The 14,464-nt window shown below is 70.0% G+C and carries 15 protein-coding genes and 2 pseudogenes; 12 read left to right on the top strand and 5 right to left on the bottom strand.

The window, feature by feature from the left end; all coding sequences use genetic code 11:
• The first annotated feature begins 39 nt into the window (after window positions 1–39).
• From ACXJJ3_RS26145 to ACXJJ3_RS26180, 8 genes and pseudogenes are all read left to right on the top strand, one after another.
• A complete protein-coding gene (locus ACXJJ3_RS26145) occupies window positions 40–867 on the top strand; it encodes a Rossmann-like and DUF2520 domain-containing protein (RefSeq protein WP_458164487.1) in 828 nt (275 codons plus the stop codon).
• Complete coding sequence (gene panC / locus ACXJJ3_RS26150) at window positions 864–1,691, top strand: pantoate--beta-alanine ligase (RefSeq protein WP_458164488.1); 828 nt, start codon at window positions 864–866, stop codon at window positions 1,689–1,691. Before ACXJJ3_RS26145 ends, panC begins: the two co-directional genes overlap by 4 nt.
• Before the next feature lie 141 nt (window positions 1,692–1,832).
• Window positions 1,833–3,491, top strand: a complete 1,659-nt coding sequence (locus ACXJJ3_RS26155; RefSeq protein WP_458164489.1) for an L-aspartate oxidase — start codon at window positions 1,833–1,835, stop codon at window positions 3,489–3,491.
• A complete protein-coding gene (nadC, locus tag ACXJJ3_RS26160; RefSeq protein WP_458164490.1) occupies window positions 3,484–4,338 on the top strand; it encodes a carboxylating nicotinate-nucleotide diphosphorylase in 855 nt (284 codons plus the stop codon). The genes ACXJJ3_RS26155 and nadC overlap by 8 nt, the downstream gene beginning before the upstream one ends.
• The gene (locus ACXJJ3_RS26165) at window positions 4,338–5,114 is read left to right on the top strand and encodes a type III pantothenate kinase (protein WP_458164491.1); all 777 of its coding nucleotides are present in this window, start codon (window positions 4,338–4,340) and stop codon (window positions 5,112–5,114) included. The genes nadC and ACXJJ3_RS26165 overlap by 1 nt, the downstream gene beginning before the upstream one ends.
• A gap of 61 nt (window positions 5,115–5,175) precedes the next feature.
• On the top strand, window positions 5,176–5,607 hold the full coding sequence (locus ACXJJ3_RS26170; protein ID WP_458164492.1) for a DUF6220 domain-containing protein: 432 nt from the start codon (window positions 5,176–5,178) through the stop codon (window positions 5,605–5,607).
• A gap of 26 nt (window positions 5,608–5,633) precedes the next feature.
• Window positions 5,634–5,738 (top strand): annotated as a pseudogene (locus ACXJJ3_RS26175) (multicopper oxidase domain-containing protein); the annotation flags it as partial.
• 208 nt (window positions 5,739–5,946) lie between these two features.
• A pseudogene (locus tag ACXJJ3_RS26180) lies at window positions 5,947–6,213 on the top strand (multicopper oxidase domain-containing protein); the annotation flags it as partial.
• Here ACXJJ3_RS26180 and ACXJJ3_RS26185 read toward each other — a convergent pair.
• Entirely contained in the window at window positions 6,201–6,761 is a 561-nt protein-coding gene (locus tag ACXJJ3_RS26185) for a carboxymuconolactone decarboxylase family protein (RefSeq protein WP_458164493.1), read from the bottom strand. The pseudogene ACXJJ3_RS26180 and the gene ACXJJ3_RS26185 overlap by 13 nt on opposite strands.
• 246 nt (window positions 6,762–7,007) lie before the next feature.
• Here ACXJJ3_RS26185 and ACXJJ3_RS26190 point away from each other — a divergent pair, with 246 nt between their 5' ends.
• A complete protein-coding gene (locus ACXJJ3_RS26190) occupies window positions 7,008–8,270 on the top strand; it encodes a hypothetical protein (RefSeq protein WP_458164494.1) in 1,263 nt (420 codons plus the stop codon).
• Here ACXJJ3_RS26190 and ACXJJ3_RS26195 read toward each other — a convergent pair.
• The 4 genes from ACXJJ3_RS26195 to ACXJJ3_RS26210 are packed head-to-tail and all read right to left on the bottom strand — an operon-like array spanning window position 8,256 to window position 10,921.
• Window positions 8,256–8,918, bottom strand: a complete 663-nt coding sequence (locus ACXJJ3_RS26195; RefSeq protein ID WP_458164495.1) for a DedA family protein — start codon at window positions 8,916–8,918, stop codon at window positions 8,256–8,258. The genes ACXJJ3_RS26190 and ACXJJ3_RS26195 overlap by 15 nt on opposite strands.
• 46 nt (window positions 8,919–8,964) lie before the next feature.
• Window positions 8,965–9,873: an SPFH domain-containing protein gene (locus ACXJJ3_RS26200; protein WP_458164496.1), complete on the bottom strand. Its 909-nt coding sequence runs from the start codon at window positions 9,871–9,873 to the stop codon at window positions 8,965–8,967.
• Window positions 9,861–10,307: an NfeD family protein gene (locus tag ACXJJ3_RS26205; protein ID WP_458164497.1), complete on the bottom strand. Its 447-nt coding sequence runs from the start codon at window positions 10,305–10,307 to the stop codon at window positions 9,861–9,863. The genes ACXJJ3_RS26200 and ACXJJ3_RS26205 overlap by 13 nt, the downstream gene beginning before the upstream one ends.
• Window positions 10,308–10,363: 56 nt before the next feature.
• Window positions 10,364–10,921: an ArsR/SmtB family transcription factor gene (locus ACXJJ3_RS26210; protein ID WP_458164498.1), complete on the bottom strand. Its 558-nt coding sequence runs from the start codon at window positions 10,919–10,921 to the stop codon at window positions 10,364–10,366.
• 58 nt (window positions 10,922–10,979) lie between these two features.
• On the opposite strand from ACXJJ3_RS26210, the gene ACXJJ3_RS26215 reads away from it, so the two are divergent.
• The 3 genes from ACXJJ3_RS26215 to ACXJJ3_RS26225 all read left to right on the top strand — a co-directional run bounded on the left by ACXJJ3_RS26215 (window position 10,980) and on the right by ACXJJ3_RS26225 (window position 14,243).
• Complete coding sequence (locus ACXJJ3_RS26215; protein ID WP_458164499.1) at window positions 10,980–12,191, top strand: MFS transporter; 1,212 nt, start codon at window positions 10,980–10,982, stop codon at window positions 12,189–12,191.
• 9 nt (window positions 12,192–12,200) lie between these two features.
• Window positions 12,201–13,721 carry a lysine--tRNA ligase gene (gene lysS / locus ACXJJ3_RS26220; protein ID WP_458164500.1) on the top strand — a complete coding sequence of 507 codons (1,521 nt, stop codon included), beginning with the start codon at window positions 12,201–12,203 and terminating at the stop codon, window positions 13,719–13,721.
• A gap of 189 nt (window positions 13,722–13,910) precedes the next feature.
• The gene (locus tag ACXJJ3_RS26225; RefSeq protein WP_325039858.1) at window positions 13,911–14,243 is read left to right on the top strand and encodes a histone-like nucleoid-structuring protein Lsr2; all 333 of its coding nucleotides are present in this window, start codon (window positions 13,911–13,913) and stop codon (window positions 14,241–14,243) included.
• Window positions 14,244–14,464 lie beyond the last annotated feature (221 nt).

Genomic DNA, 14,464 nt, shown 5'->3' on the forward strand with positions numbered 1-14,464 from the left:
GTACCCCGCCGTGGGACTGGAACGAGAAGAGAGTGAGTGATGGAACGGATCGGCTTGATCGGAGCCGGCCGGGCCGGGACCGCCCTGGGAGCAGCCTTGGCGGCAGCCGGACATCCCCTGGTCGGAGTAACCGCGCGGTCGGACGCGTCGCTGGAACGCGCCGCCCGGCTTCTGCCTGCTGTACCGGTGCTGACCGCCGACGAGGTCACCGCGCGCGCCGACGTCGTACTGGTCGCCGTACCGGACGACAGGATCCAGGACGTCGCGCAGACGCTGCCGTTGACCGCTGCGCAGTACGTCGTGCATCTGTCCGGCGCACACGGGCTGGCACCGCTGGCCGGGCTGGCCGCGACACCCGTGGCGCTGCACCCGGCCATGACGTTCCCCGGCGGCCCGGTGGCGTTGGACGGGGTCATGTTCACGGCGACCGCGCCCGACGCGGCCCGGGAACTCGTGGAGCGCCTGGTGAAGGCCCTGGGCGCGCAGGTGCAGTGGGTCGCCGACGACCGGCGTACGGCGTACCACGCCGGCCTGGTGCACGGTGCGAACCACCTGACCACTCTGGTCTGCCAAGCGGTCGCCGTACTGCGCGAAGCGGGCGTGGCCGACCCCGCCGCGACGCTCCGGCCGTTGCTGACCGCAACTCTCGACAACACGCTCCGATCCGGTCATCATGCGCTCACCGGGCCGATCGCCCGCGGCGACGTCGACACGGTGGCAGCACACCTGGCCGTACTGCGGGGCAGCACGCGCGGCACGTACGCCGAGCTGGCCCGGGCCACCGTGGAGCTGGCCGACTGGCTGGACGCAGAACAGGTCGCCCGACTCGGCGACGTACTGAACCGGACAGGGGAGGCACCGCGATGAGACTCACCCAGACCAAGGCCGAACTGCGGGCAGCGACCGCGATCCGGCCACGGGCGGTCGTGATGACCATGGGCGCCCTGCACGACGGCCACGCCGCGCTGCTGACCGAGGCCCGGGAACGCGTCGGGCCGGACGGCAGCGTCGTCCTGACGATCTTCGTGAACCCGTTGCAGTTCGGGCCGACCGAGGACTTCGACCGGTACCCGCGGACGCTGGCCAGCGACCTGGCGATCGCGAAGAACGCCGGCGTCGACCTGGTGTTCAACCCGTCCCGCGACGAGCTGTACCCGAACGAGCCGTCGGTCACCGTGCACCCGGGACCGCTCGCGGACGAGCTCGAAGGGGTGTTCCGCCCGGGCCACTTCTCCGGCGTACTCACGGTCGTGTCGAAGCTGCTGCACCTGACCGCGCCGGACCTCGCGCTGTTCGGCGAGAAGGACTACCAGCAGCTGACGCTGATCCGCGAGATGGTGTGCGACCTGGACATGGACGTCGACATCGTGCCGGTGCCGACGGTCCGGGAGCCGGACGGGCTCGCGCTGTCCTCACGCAACCGCTACCTGAGCGAGACCCAGCGTGACGAGGCGCTGGTGCTGCATCGGGCGCTGAGCGCCGGCGCGAAGGCCGGCATGAACGGCCCGGACGCCGTCCTCGCCGCCGCCCAGGCCGAGCTGGAAGCGGTGCCGTCGGTGAAGATCGACTACCTCGCGCTCCGCGCCCCCGACCTCGGCCCGGTGATCGGCCCCGGCGAGGCCCGGATGCTGATCGCCGCCCGGGTGGGTCTGACGCGTCTCATTGACAACATTTCCATCACCCTCAGATGAAATCGGTTGATACGGTCCCTGAATGACTGTGCTGATGCCACGCCTCCGGCGCGGCGGGTCGCGGGGCTGGTGCTCCCGCCCTTCCCTCGTCGCTCCGGTCGCTACGCTCCCTCCGCTCCTCAGTCCAGGACGGGAGGCCCCGTGACCGCACCCGCAGTCCCGCAACGGCTGGCCGCGCCGGAAGCCGGCTGGACCGATTCCGTCGACGTGGTGGTGATCGGCTCCGGTGTCGCCGGGCTGACCGCCGCTCTCAAGGCCCGTGAGCTGGGCTCTGTGCTGGTGGTGACCAAGGACGTCGTCGCGTCCGGCTCCACCCAGTGGGCCCAGGGCGGGATCGCCGCCGCCCTCGACCCCGAGGACTCTCCCGAGGAGCACCTGCAGGACACGCTCGTCGCGGGCGCCGGGCTGAGCGACGCCGAGGCCGTCCGGGTGCTGGTCACCGAAGGCCCGGACGCGGTCCGCGACCTGATCGAACTGGGGGCCCGCTTCGACACCCTGGCCGACGGCGAGATCTCGCTCGGCCGCGAGGGCGGCCACCACCGGAACCGGATCGCGCACGCCGGCGGCGACGCGACCGGCGCCGAGATCGAGCGCGCGCTGGTCGCCGCGGTCAAGCGCGCCCCGGACATCCGGATCATCGAGCATGCCCTGGTGCTGGACCTGCTGACCGCCGCCGACGGCGCGATCGCCGGCGTCACGCTGCATGTGATGGGCGAGGGCCAGTTGGACGGCGTCGGCGCGATCCGGGCCCGGGCCGTGATCCTGGCCTCCGGCGGGCTCGGACAGTTGTACGCGGCAACGACCAACCCGAGCGTCTCGACCGGCGACGGGATGGCGCTCGCGCTGCGCGCCGGTGCGAAGGTGCGGGACCTGGAGTTCATCCAGTTCCACCCGACCGTGCTGTGGCTGGGCAAGGGCGCGAAAGGCCAGCAGCCGTTGGTGTCCGAGGCGGTCCGCGGCGAGGGCGCGTTCCTCGTCGACCACACCGGGAAGCGGTTCATGCAGGGCCAGCACGAGCTCGCCGACCTGGCACCGCGGGACATCGTGGCGAAGGCGATCATGCGCCAGATGCTTGCCACCGGCAAGGACCATGTGTACCTGGACGCCCGGCACTTCGGCGACGAGAAGTGGCGGGTCCGGTTCCCGACCATCCTGGCGTCCTGCCGCTCGCACGGTATCGACCCGGTCCGGGAGCTGATCCCGGTCGCTCCGGCCTGCCACTACTCGTCCGGCGGCGTCTGGACCGACCTGAACGGGCAGACCTCGGTGCCCGGGCTGTACGCCTGCGGCGAGGTTGCCTGTACCGGCGTCCACGGCGCGAACCGGCTCGCGTCCAACTCGCTGCTCGAGGGCCTGGTGTTCGCCCGCCGGATCGCCGCACACCTCGCGGACGGCCTGCCGGCGCAGCGCGAGCCGGTCGAGGACCGCCGTACGCCGGGGCTCGTGGACGCGGACGCCGTACCCGAGCTGCAGCGGGCGATGACGGTCGGCGCCGGGGTGATCCGGAGCGCGGCCGGGCTGGCGGAGGCGGGGGCGACGATCGGCAAGCTGACCGAGCAGCCCGCCGCCGAGCCGGGCACCCCGGGCTGGGAGGCGACGAACCTGGTGACGGTCGCGTCCGCCCTGATCGCCGCGGCCACCGCCCGCGAGGAGTCCCGCGGCGCGCACTGGCGCGAGGACCACCCGGACCGCGATGATCTGCTGTGGTCCGGCAGCCTGGACGTCACCTTCGACACCCACGCTGTGCCGCAGACCACGTTCGTTCCGCGCCAAACCGAGGAGAATCACCGGCATGGATGAGACAGTCGACCGGCAGTGGGTCGGGGACCTCGTGCGGGCCACCATCGAGGAGGACCTGGCCGGGGGCGTCGACGTGACGACGACCGCGACGGTGGACCCGGACCAGGTGTCGATCGCCGAGCTGGTCGCCCGGGACTCCGGAGTGGTCGCCGGGCTGGAGATCGCCGAGCTGGTGCTCCGGCAGGTCGCGGCGCCGGACGAGCTCGAGATCGAGTACGCCGTCCGCGACGGCGCCGCCGTGCAGGCCGGCGACGTACTGCTGACTGCCCGCGGCAAGACCCGGCAGCTGCTCACCGCGGAGCGCACCACGCTGAACCTGCTCTGTCACCTGAGCGGTGTCGCCACGCTGACCCGGCGCTGGGTGGACGCGGTCGCGGGCACCGGCACGGTCGTCCGCGACACCCGCAAGACGATGCCGCTGCTGCGGTCGCTGGAGAAGTACGCCGTCCGCTGTGGCGGCGGCCGGAACCACCGGATGGGGCTGTCCGACGCCGCGCTGATCAAGGACAACCACGTGGTCGCGGCCGGCGGCGTCGCGGAGGCGTTCCGGCTGGTCCGCAAGGCCTTCCCGGACATCTCGATCGAGGTCGAGGTGGACTCGGTCGAGGACGCGCTGATCGCGGTCGAGTCCGGCGCGGAGCTGATCCTGCTGGACAACATGGACGTCCCGATGCTCCGCGAGGCGGTCGAGAAGGTCGCCGGCCGGGCCCGCCTGGAAGCGTCCGGCGGCCTGACCCTGGACAAGGCGCGTGAGGTCGCCGAGACCGGCGTGGACTTCCTCGCCGTCGGCGCCCTCACCCACTCCGCCCCGGTCCTCGACATCGGCCTGGACCTCCGCGAGGCCTGATGCTGCTAGGACGCGTCCTGACCGTCGCCGTCGAGAACACCAGGACCCTGGTGGGCCTGGTGTTCGAGGGTGCGGTCAAGCGGCACTGGTGGGTCGGGACCGACGACCGGCGCACCGCGGACGAGTGGGCCGTGCTGTTGCAGGGGCTGCTGACCGGTGAGGCTCCGGTCAGCGGGATCGCGGTGTGTTCCGCCGTACCGCATGTCCTGCACGAGCTCCGGGATGTTGTCGCGCGGTACTACCACGACGTACCGAGTGTGGTCGTCGAGCCCGGCGTGAAGACCGGGCTGCCGGTGCTGGTCGACAACCCGCGTGAGGTCGGCACCGACCGGATCGCGAACGCCCTCGCCGCGCTCACGTTGTACGGCGCACCCTGCCTGGTCGTCGACGTCGGTACCGCGATCACGATCGACGTGGTGAACCCGGCCGGCGCGTTCGTCGGCGGAGTGATTGCCCCAGGCATCGAAACCGCGACCGACGCACTCGGCCGCGCGGCCGCCCAGCTGCGCCGGGTGGAACTCGTCCGGCCACGCTCGGTGGTCGCGAAGAACACCGTGGAAGCCCTGCAATCCGGGGCGATCCACGGTTTCGCGGCGCTCGTCGACGGCCTCGTCGCCCGGATCCGGACCGAACAGTCGCTTGCCGGCGACACCCCCGTCGTCCTCACCGGCGCCCTCGCCCCGCTCTTCGACGGCCAGCTGCACATCGTTACCCGCAACGAACCGCTACTGCCCCTGCGCGGTCTGTATCAGGCCTTCACCCGCAATTCCGGCTGAAAGCTCTTGTGCCCTTGAGGTGATCGGGATCACTATGTAGGCAGCTGCATTGGGGGGAACCATGAAAGCTGCTTACCGGGCGCTGGCCGGTCTCGTCGCGATCGGTGTGGTGCTGCAGGCGATGTTCATCGCCTGGGGATTCTTCACCGTGGACAAGGATCTCGACGGGGGCGCGGTGTTCGACAAGAACTCCGCCGCGACCACCGGACTGTCGCTGCACGGCATCTTCGGGACCATGATCATCCCGATCGTCGCGTTGCTGCTGCTGATCGTCTCGTTCTTCGCGAAGGTCGACGGCGGCATCAAGTGGGCGTTGTACGTCGTCGGCCTGGTGGTGCTGCAGATCCTGCTCGCGTTCCTGTCGTTCAGCGCGCCGGTGGTCGGCGTACTGCACGGGCTGAACGCGTTCGCGCTGCTCGCCGTCGCCGGGATGGCCTCGCGGCGCGCGTCCCGGCTGCAGAGCCGGGCCGCCTCCGAGTCCTCGACCGTCTAGATGCCGTTGGCAACAAAACTGGCCAGTCGTACGTCTACCGCTTCGTCGCGAAGGATGCCGGCACGTACTGGTACCACTCGCACCAGGTCCCACATGACCAAGTACTGAAGGGCTTGTACGGCGTACTGCTGGTGCAACCAACCTCATCGGACGTGATCGCGGCCGTGCACATGTACGACAAGATCCGCACGGTCAACGGCGAGTACGGCGAACGTCGCGTGCCCGCGCCGGGTCCGACGGCCCGTGTCCGTGTCGTCAACACCGACAACGGGCCGACGACGCTGGTGATCGGGGACGGCCCGGCGGACCGGGTGTTCCGGTACGACATCGGCCCAGGTCCATCCGATGCACCTGCACGGCCACCACGTCGTCGTACTGAGCCGCAACGGCGTACGCGCGACCGGCAGCCCGTGGTGGACGGACTCGCTGAACGTCGAGGACAAGGAGACGTACGTGGTCGCCTTCGTCGCCGACAACCCCGGCATCTTGATGGACCACTGCCACAACGTCCCGCACGCCGCCCAGGGCCTGGTCACCCACCTGATGTACGCCGGCGTCACCACGAACTACCACCTGGGCGGCGCACCCCGGAATCAGCCGGAGTAGATCGGGCGGCCGACCGTCAGTGCGGACCGCAGTACGTCCGGGAGGCCGTTGAAGATCGAGTCCGGTTGGGTGCCGGTGGCGTCCAGGGTTTTGGAGAAGAAGGCGCGGGCGGCTGCGGCGAGTGCGATGTCGAGGACGTCGGTGTCGGTCAGGCCGACCGCCTTCAGCCGGTCGACGTCGGCCTGGGTGACGGTGTCCGCGCCGAGCGCGACCTGGCGGGCGAACTCCATCACCGCACGATCGACCGGGTCCTCCGGCGGTTCGGCGGCCAGGGCCGCGACCTCGTCTGCGGTGTAGAACTTGTCGGCCAGCACCTCCCCGTGCGCGAGGCTGCAGTAGCTGGACCTCAACGCGGTCGCTGCCGCGAGCGTGGCGAGCTCGTAGCGGCGCAGGTCCATCGACTGCTTGATCGCGCCGTTCAGCTGTTTCCACGCTTCGTACACGGCAGGTCGCGCAGCGAAGGTTTGGACGAAGTTGGGCACGTGCCCGGCCGTTGCCCGGTTCGCGTCGAAGAACGCGGGATCCTCGGGTGTGCTGATGAAAGCCATCGTGGTTTCCCCCCTCTGTGGCTTCTCTCACGGTAGGGGCGGCATACCGATCCGGCAACGGCCGTGGAGGGTGGACACCGTTGACTGGGTAAGGTTCACCCGGTCGGTCGTGAGGCGGAGGTGGTGGGAGTGCGGCGAGTACTAGGGCACGTCTCCCGATCCCACGCCTACTGCGGGGCACCGGGCACCTCCTCGCGACGGCGTGGGATCGGGAGACGCACCCTCGCCGTAGCGCTGGCGGTACTGGTGGGGGCGTCCTGCCTGACCGCCTGTGCCTCGGACCCGGCGCCGACCGACGTCGCGGTGGCCTGGGCGCCGAACGGCCGTCCGGCGGTCCTGGTGACCTGGAAGGACACCGGCCAGCCGAACCGGATCACGATCGAGGGCGTGCTCAGCGAGAGCCCGTCGTACGTGAAGTACATCCCGGCCGGCGACCCGAACCGCTGGGAGATCCCGACCGCGGAGTTCCCGCCGGACGGCAACTACAAGATCGTTGTCGCGACCGGTACGTCGCAGGGCGGTGTGACCAGCAAGCCGTCCAAGTCGCCGGTGTTCGACACCGACGGGCCGGTACGCCCGAGCGCGGCCACGGTCGCGCAGCAGGGCCGCGGCGTGCTGATCCGCTGGTCGGTTCCGGTCGCGCCGCAGGACTTCACCCCGAACGACCCGCTGGACGTGCAGGGCAAGAAGACCCAGAAGTACGTGCCGATGATCGGCCGCCCGGGGCAGACGCTGAAGGCGATCGGCCCGGCGATCACGGCGAACCAGCAGCTGATCAAGAGCATCAAGCCGCCGTACCTGTTCCAGCTCCGCGCCCAGAACGAGTGGGGCGCCCGGGCCGGCGGCGACGTCGTCGGGCTGACCAGCACGATCAGCGGCGTCGTCCCGCCGAAGGCGCAGTACGGCGTCCCGATCCGGGCCCGCGGCCGGGTCATCCTGCACCAGGTCGCGTGCGACCTCGACGCGCCGTGCATCACCCGCCGCGCGACTCCGGCCGGCGTACCGGTCGTGGTGCTGACGCAGGTCACGCCCGGCGCCCGGTGGACCCCGGCGGCGCGCGGCGCGACGACCGCGGGCGGGTACTACGACATCGCCGTACCGACATCCGGGAGCCGTCCGTACAAGATCACCGTGCCGGTCACGCCGAAGGGCAGCTCGTTCACCGGTACGTCGACCAGCCGGCCCGGGTACACCAAGACCGTGGTGCGGATCGCGTCCGCGGGGTTCGCCGGCGGCGACACGGCCAAGCCGCACGGCTCGATGGTCACCGTCTCGCTGGGGGTGCAGCCGGCCATGAACACGACCGTGATGCTGCAGGCCTGGAACCGGCAGACCCGCCGGTGGATGGACGCGAAGGCGCTGCCGATGCGCGGCGGAAAGGCCGCGCTGGCCTTCAAGGCCGCGCAGCCGGGCGACTTCGTCTACCGGTTCGTGGTCCCCGGCGGGATGATGTTCGGGCGGCCGATGGACGGGATCACCACGCCCGGGCTGCAGCTACACATCCGCTGACTCGACCGCGGCGGCCGAGCCCGCGGCCGCCTGCTCGCGGCGGCGCTTGCGGACCTTGTGTACGACGTACAGGCCGACCGCGACCACCGCGATCGCGATCAGCGCGCCGACCGAGACCCGGCCGAAGATCTTGTCGGCGTTGTCGCCGATCTTGTACGCGACCACGCCGATCGTGGTCGCCCAGGCGATCCCGCCGGCCGCGTTCGCGGCCAGGAACCGCGGGTAGTGCATCCGCAGCATGCCGGCCATCGGGCCCGCGAAGATCCGCAGCAGCGCGACGAACCGGCCGAAGAACACCGTCCAGACGCCGTACTTGTGGAAGTACTTCTCGGCCTTGACGATCCGTTCCTCGGAGAAGTGGTGGAACCGGCGGCCGAGCCGCTCGAACAGCCCGCGGCCCGCCTTCCGGCCGATGAAGTACCCGATCGAGTCGCCGACGATCGCGCCGAGCGCGGCCGCCAGGATCACGTACTCGATCTTCAGGTGGTGCTGGGAGGCGAGCAGCGCGGCCGCGATCAGCGTCGTCTCACCGGGCAGCGGCACCCCCATGCTCTCCACACCGATGACGAGTCCGACCACCAGGTACGCCAGCACGGCGACACCGGTCGGGATGGCGATGGCCTGAGCGAGCAGCAGAGGTTCCCCCATGTACCCATAGTGACATCGGCGGACAACCGATTAGGTGCGGGGGCAACTATCTGGGGGTGATTTCAGGGTTGTGACCGTTCTCGGACGGTACTTCGGCGGGCATCTCCGCGGGAATCTTGGGCGTCTCGCCGGTGAACGCCTTGGTGACGTTCTGCAGCGCCGTGGTGACCTCGGACGGGATCACCCAGAACGTGTTGCCGGGGCCCTTCGCCAGCTCGGGCAGCATCTGCAGGTACTGGTACGCGAGCAGCTTCGGGTCCGGGTCGTTGCGGTGGATCGCCTCGAACACCGTGTCGATCGCCTTCGCCTGGCCCTCGGCACGCAGGATCGCCGCCTGCCGTTCGCCCTCCGCGGTCAGGATCTTCGACTGCCGCTGCCCCTCGGCGGACAGGATCGTGGCCCGCTTCTCCCGCTCGGCCCGCATCTGCTTCTCCATCGACTCCTTGATCGAGATCGGCGGCTCGATGCCCTTCAGCTCGACCCGGTTCACCCGGATGCCCCACTTGCCGGAGGCCTCGTCGAGGACGCCGCGCAGCGTCGAGTTGATGTGCTCGCGCGAGGTCAGCACCTTCTCCAGGTCCAGCGAGCCGATCACGTTCCGGAGCGTGGTCACGGTCAGCTGCTCGATCGCCTGGATGTAGTTGGCGATCTCGTACGCCGCCGCGCGCGGGTCGGTGACCTGGAAGTACAGCACGGTGTCGATGTCGACGACCAGGTTGTCCTCGGTGATCACCGAGCGCGGCTCGAACGACACCACCTGCTCGCGCAGGTCGATCAGCTGCCGGGGCCGGTCGACGAACGGGATCACCACGTTCAGGCCGGGTTCCAGCGTGCGCAGGTAGCGGCCGAGCCGCTCGACGTTGCTGGCCCGGGCCTGCGGGACGATCCGGACCGTCCGCAGTACCAGGACGACGGCGAGAAATGCGACGACGATGCCGATGATCAGTGCGGCCATGGTTCCTCCTGAGGATGCACGAGGGCGGTGGCCCCCTCGATCGCGAAGACGTCGACCCGGGTCCCGGCCGGTATGTGCAGGTCCGGGTCGTACGAACGGGCGCTCCATTCCTCGCCGCCGATCCGGACCCGGCCGGTGTCGCGGTCACAGGCCGCCAGTACGACGGCCTCCCGGCCGACGAGCGCCGCGACCCCGCTCCGCAGTCCCGGGTGCCCGGTCAGGTGCCGGCGGGCGACCGGCCGGACCAGCGTGATCATGGCGCCCGCGGTGACCGCGAACGCGACCACCTGGAACCCGATCCCGAGCCCGAGCGCGGCCACACCGGCCGCGGACACCGCCGCGACGGCCAGCAGGAGCAGGTCGAAGGTCGCTGTCATCAACTCGGCCGTGCCGAGGACGGCGGCGACAATCGACCAAAGAATCCACGACTGCATGCGAAGTACCTCTACTTCGAAGGTACTCCGAGATACGCAACCAGGCAGCTAACGGTTCAGCTCTGCTCCGGGCTGGGCACTACGGCGATCAGCGTGCTGACCTGCCGGGACCCCGGTGCCGGGCCCCGCGACGACCGCTTCTTCTCGAATCGGCTGATGACCTCGGCCAGCTCTTTGCCGAGTTCCTTCGCCTCGTCGTGGTTCAGCCACAACCGGGATCGGCTCAGCGAGCTGACGTCGTCCCACGGGTCGTCCGCGTCGATCTCCGCGAACATGTTGATGACGGCGTCCGCCGTACTCCGGACCATCGCCTGGCCGGCCGCCCGGCCGGCGCCGGTCGACTGCGAGGAGATGACGAGGCTCCGGGCGGGTGCCTTCCAGGGGCGTTCGCGGCCGTCGGCGGACTCGTCGGCGCGCTGGATGATGCCCCACTTCTCCAGCGCGCGGAGGTGGTAGCTCATCGCCGACGGGGTCAGCCCGGCCAGCTCCGCGCACTCGGTCGCGGTCAGCACCTTGCCGTTGAACAGCTCGTCGATGACCCGCTGCCGGGCCGGGTGCGCGAGCGCGCGGATCGCCCGCGGGTCGGTGATCACGAGCCGTTTCTTGGTACCCACCAGGTCAGCGTAGCGAACCGCTTGACGGCGTCAAGTCTGAAGTGTTTACTTCACAACTATGAAGCAAACACTTCAGACCTCGATCTGGTCGTACCGCGACATCCGGCTCGTGCTGCCGGCCCGGGCGCTGTCCTACGCGGGCGACTCGATCGCGATGATCGCGCTGATGCTGCGGGTCTCCGACGGCCACGGCCCGGCCGCCGTCACCGCGCTGCTGCTCGCGTTCGCCGTACCGACGGTCGTGATGATCCCGTTCGCGGGGCGGATCGTGGACGGGTACGACTCGCGCACCGTGCTGGTCTGGTCGGGGTTGCTGCAGGTGGTGGCGGGCGTCGGGCTGGCGTTCGTGCACGACCTGGTCCACACGCTCGCGCTGGTGTGCGTACTGCAGGTCGGCCAGGCGGTCGCCGGTCCCGCGTGGGGTGCGCTGATCCCGCGGATCGTCGGCGAGGAGCTGGTCGGCCGGACCACCGGGGCGAGCCAGGCGCTGATCGGCGTCGCGACCCTGGCCGGGTCGGCCGCGGGTGGCGTCCTGGTCGGCTGGGCCGGGAGCCGCGGCGCGCTCCTGGTCGACGCGTCCACCTTCCTGGTACTGGTCTTCATCGCGCAGCTGGTCCGGACCCGGCGCCGCCCCGAGCCGGGCGGCGGCGGTGAAAAGGGCGGCGTGACGGCCGGGCTGCGCGCGATCTTCGGCGACAACATCCTCCGGATCCTGGTCCCGGCCCTCTGGCTGTTCGTCGTGGTCGGCGAGGCGGTCAACGTGGTGGAGGTCTACCTGGTCACGCGTGAACTCGGCCTGGGGCCCGCCCTGTACGGCGCCGCCGGTGCGGCGACCGGCCTCGGTGCCATCGCCGGCTCGTCGTACACCGGCCGGCTGCACACCGACCAAGGGCGGTCCCGGGCTGTCGTCGCGGGCATGGCGGCCATCGGTGGGGCGTGTGTGCTGACGGGCCTGGCCGGCAATATCGTCACGCTGATGATCGGCGCGACCACGATCGGTGTCGGCAGCGGGATGCTGAACGCCGCGACCAGCGCCCTCGTCGTCACCCGGTCGGCGGAGACGGTGCGGGGGCGGGTGATCGCCGCCCTGAACGGCACGGTCCGGACGTTCAGCATCCTCGCGCTGCTGCTCGGCGGCACGGCGGGCCTGCTGATCGGCCCGCGCGGGACGTTCGTGACCTGCGGTATCGCCTGCGCGGTCGCCGCGGCGGTGGCCGGCGTACTCGTGGTCCGAACAAAGGATTCGGAGCTGGAGGCGGTCAGTCACTAGCCTTAAGGCATGACTGATACACACGTGGACCCGGTGAACCCCGACAGCGGGCAGGACGACCTGCCCGAGCAGATGCGGGTTCGCCGGGAGAAGCGTGACCGCCTGCTGGCGGAAGGAGTGCCGCCGTACCCGATCTCGGTGCCGCGGACGCACCTGCTGAAGGACCTGCGGGCGAAGTACGACGTCCAGGAGCTGCCGGCCGACACCCGGACCGGCGAGCAGGTCTCGGTGACCGGCCGGGTGATCTTCCTGCGCAACACCGGCAAGCTCTGCTTCGTCCGGCTCCGCGAGGGCGACGGGACCGAGCTCCAGGTGATGCTGTCGCTGGCCGACCTCGGCGAGGACGAGCTGGCCCGGTTCAAGCAGCTCGTCGACATCGGCGACCTGCTGTCGGTCCAGGGCGAGGTGATCACCAGCCGGCGCGGCGAGCTGTCCGTGCAGGCCACCGCGTGGCAGATGGCCGCGAAGACGCTCCGCCCGCTGCCGAACGAGCACCGTCCGCTCAGCGAAGAGGCCCGCGTCCGGATGCGGTACGTCGACCTGATCGTCCGCCCGGAGGCGCGCGACATGGTCCGCGCGAAGGCCGCCGTCCTCAAGGCGCTGCGCGCGACGTACGACGACCACGGCTTCGTCGAGGTCGAGACGCCGGTGCTGCAGCTGACCAACGGCGGGGCCGCGGCGCGCCCGTTCTCGACCCACCTGAACGCGTTCGACCAGGAGATGAAGCTCCGGATCGCGCTCGAGCTGGATCTCAAGCGGGCGATGATCGGCGGCGTCGACCGGGTCTACGAGATCGGCCGGACGTTCCGTAACGAGGGCCTGGACTCCACCCACTCGGCGGAATTCTCGATGATCGAGGCGTATCAGGCGTACGGCGATTACGACACGATGGCCGAGCTCATCCAGGAGCTGATCCGGAACTCCGGCCGCGCGATCGGGCGGACCTCGGTCACCGGGCGCGACGGGCAGACCATCGACTTCGAGCAGCCGTTCCGGCATGCGACGCTTTTCGGGCTGCTGTCCGAGGCGGTCGGTGAGAGCGTGGACGTGAGCACCGACCTGGCCACGCTGCTGAAGCTGGCCGAGCAGCACGACGTCGAGCTGCAGCCCGGCCGGAATGCCGGCGAGATCGCCGTCGACTTGTTCGAGAAGCTCTGTGAGCACACACTGATCCACCCCACCTTTGTCCGCGACTATCCGGAGTCGGCGCGGCCGCTGGCGAAGCCGCACCGGGAAATTCCGGGGCTGGTCGAGGCCTGGGACCTGTTCGTCAACGGCGTCGAGCTCGGGGTCGCGTACTCGGAGCTGAACGACCCGGTGATCCAGCGCGATCGCCTGGTGGCGCAGTCGATCCAGGCCGCCGCCGGCGACCCCGAGGCGATGGAACTCGACGAGGACTTCCTCCGCGCAATGGAATTCGGTATGCCGCCGGCCGGCGGCATGGGGATGGGTCTCGACCGGTTGGTGATGCTGCTCACCGGGACCGGTATCCGGGAGACGATTCTCTTCCCGTTGCTCCGCCCGGAGTGATTCCGGTAGTTGCATAGCACAACGGCTCCGATCAGCAAATTCAGGGTCGAATTGATTCCGGTCCAGCCGGTTTCAGAACTCGTGAATACTCTTGGTCACGAAGACTGCGCAGTGTTGATGAATGACACGGGCCGGGTTTGTGCGGTACAAATCAGGTGCTAACAATTCGGCGCGGAAAGGTTGTCATCGATGGCGCAAAGGGTGCAGGTGGTTCTCGAGGACGATCTCGACGGCGGTAAGGCCGACGAGACCGTCACTTTCGGGCTGGACGGAACGACGTACGAGATCGACCTGTCCAAGAAGAACGCCGCAAAACTGCGTGACGCCCTGGCCGCGTACGTGGGCAACGGCCGCCGGGTGGCCGGCCGCCGGGGTGCGGCGGGCCGGTCCCGCGGGCGTGGCGGGCGTTCGGCGTCGGACTCCGCGGACATCCGCGCCTGGGCGAAGGAGAACGGCTACGACGTCAGCGAGCGCGGCCGGATCTCGGCCGAGGTGCGCGCGGCGTACAACGAAGCCAAGTAGAAGCCAAGTAACTGCCCCGCCTCGCTCCGCTCGGCGGGAGTGGTGTGGGTTTTCAGCTGTCGCCGGTCCCGGCACCCAATGGAGGGTGGCGGGACCGTCCGCATTCCGGTTGTTTCACAGAGTGGGACACGGCGTGTCGGATCCGGTGACTGACCGGGCAGGTAGTTCGCGGAATTCGCTGGTGGCGAACAAGGCGTCCGGAGCCGGTCACGCGGGAACAC

It is taken from the genome of Kribbella sp. WER1 (assembly GCF_054189145.1).

Coding starts and splice junctions, on each gene's coding strand:
- ACXJJ3_RS26185 (WP_458164493.1), bottom strand. CDS start 6,761: ATGGCTTTCATCAGCACACCCGAGGATCCCGCGTTCTTCGACGCGAAC.
- nadC (WP_458164490.1), top strand. CDS start 3,484: ATGGATGAGACAGTCGACCGGCAGTGGGTCGGGGACCTCGTGCGGGCC.
- ACXJJ3_RS26225 (WP_325039858.1), top strand. CDS start 13,911: ATGGCGCAAAGGGTGCAGGTGGTTCTCGAGGACGATCTCGACGGCGGT.
- ACXJJ3_RS26205 (WP_458164497.1), bottom strand. CDS start 10,307: ATGCAGTCGTGGATTCTTTGGTCGATTGTCGCCGCCGTCCTCGGCACG.
- ACXJJ3_RS26195 (WP_458164495.1), bottom strand. CDS start 8,918: ATGGGGGAACCTCTGCTGCTCGCTCAGGCCATCGCCATCCCGACCGGT.
- ACXJJ3_RS26145 (WP_458164487.1), top strand. CDS start 40: ATGGAACGGATCGGCTTGATCGGAGCCGGCCGGGCCGGGACCGCCCTG.
- panC (WP_458164488.1), top strand. CDS start 864: ATGAGACTCACCCAGACCAAGGCCGAACTGCGGGCAGCGACCGCGATC.
- ACXJJ3_RS26170 (WP_458164492.1), top strand. CDS start 5,176: ATGAAAGCTGCTTACCGGGCGCTGGCCGGTCTCGTCGCGATCGGTGTG.
- ACXJJ3_RS26165 (WP_458164491.1), top strand. CDS start 4,338: ATGCTGCTAGGACGCGTCCTGACCGTCGCCGTCGAGAACACCAGGACC.
- ACXJJ3_RS26200 (WP_458164496.1), bottom strand. CDS start 9,873: ATGGCCGCACTGATCATCGGCATCGTCGTCGCATTTCTCGCCGTCGTC.
- ACXJJ3_RS26215 (WP_458164499.1), top strand. CDS start 10,980: ATGAAGCAAACACTTCAGACCTCGATCTGGTCGTACCGCGACATCCGG.
- lysS (WP_458164500.1), top strand. CDS start 12,201: ATGACTGATACACACGTGGACCCGGTGAACCCCGACAGCGGGCAGGAC.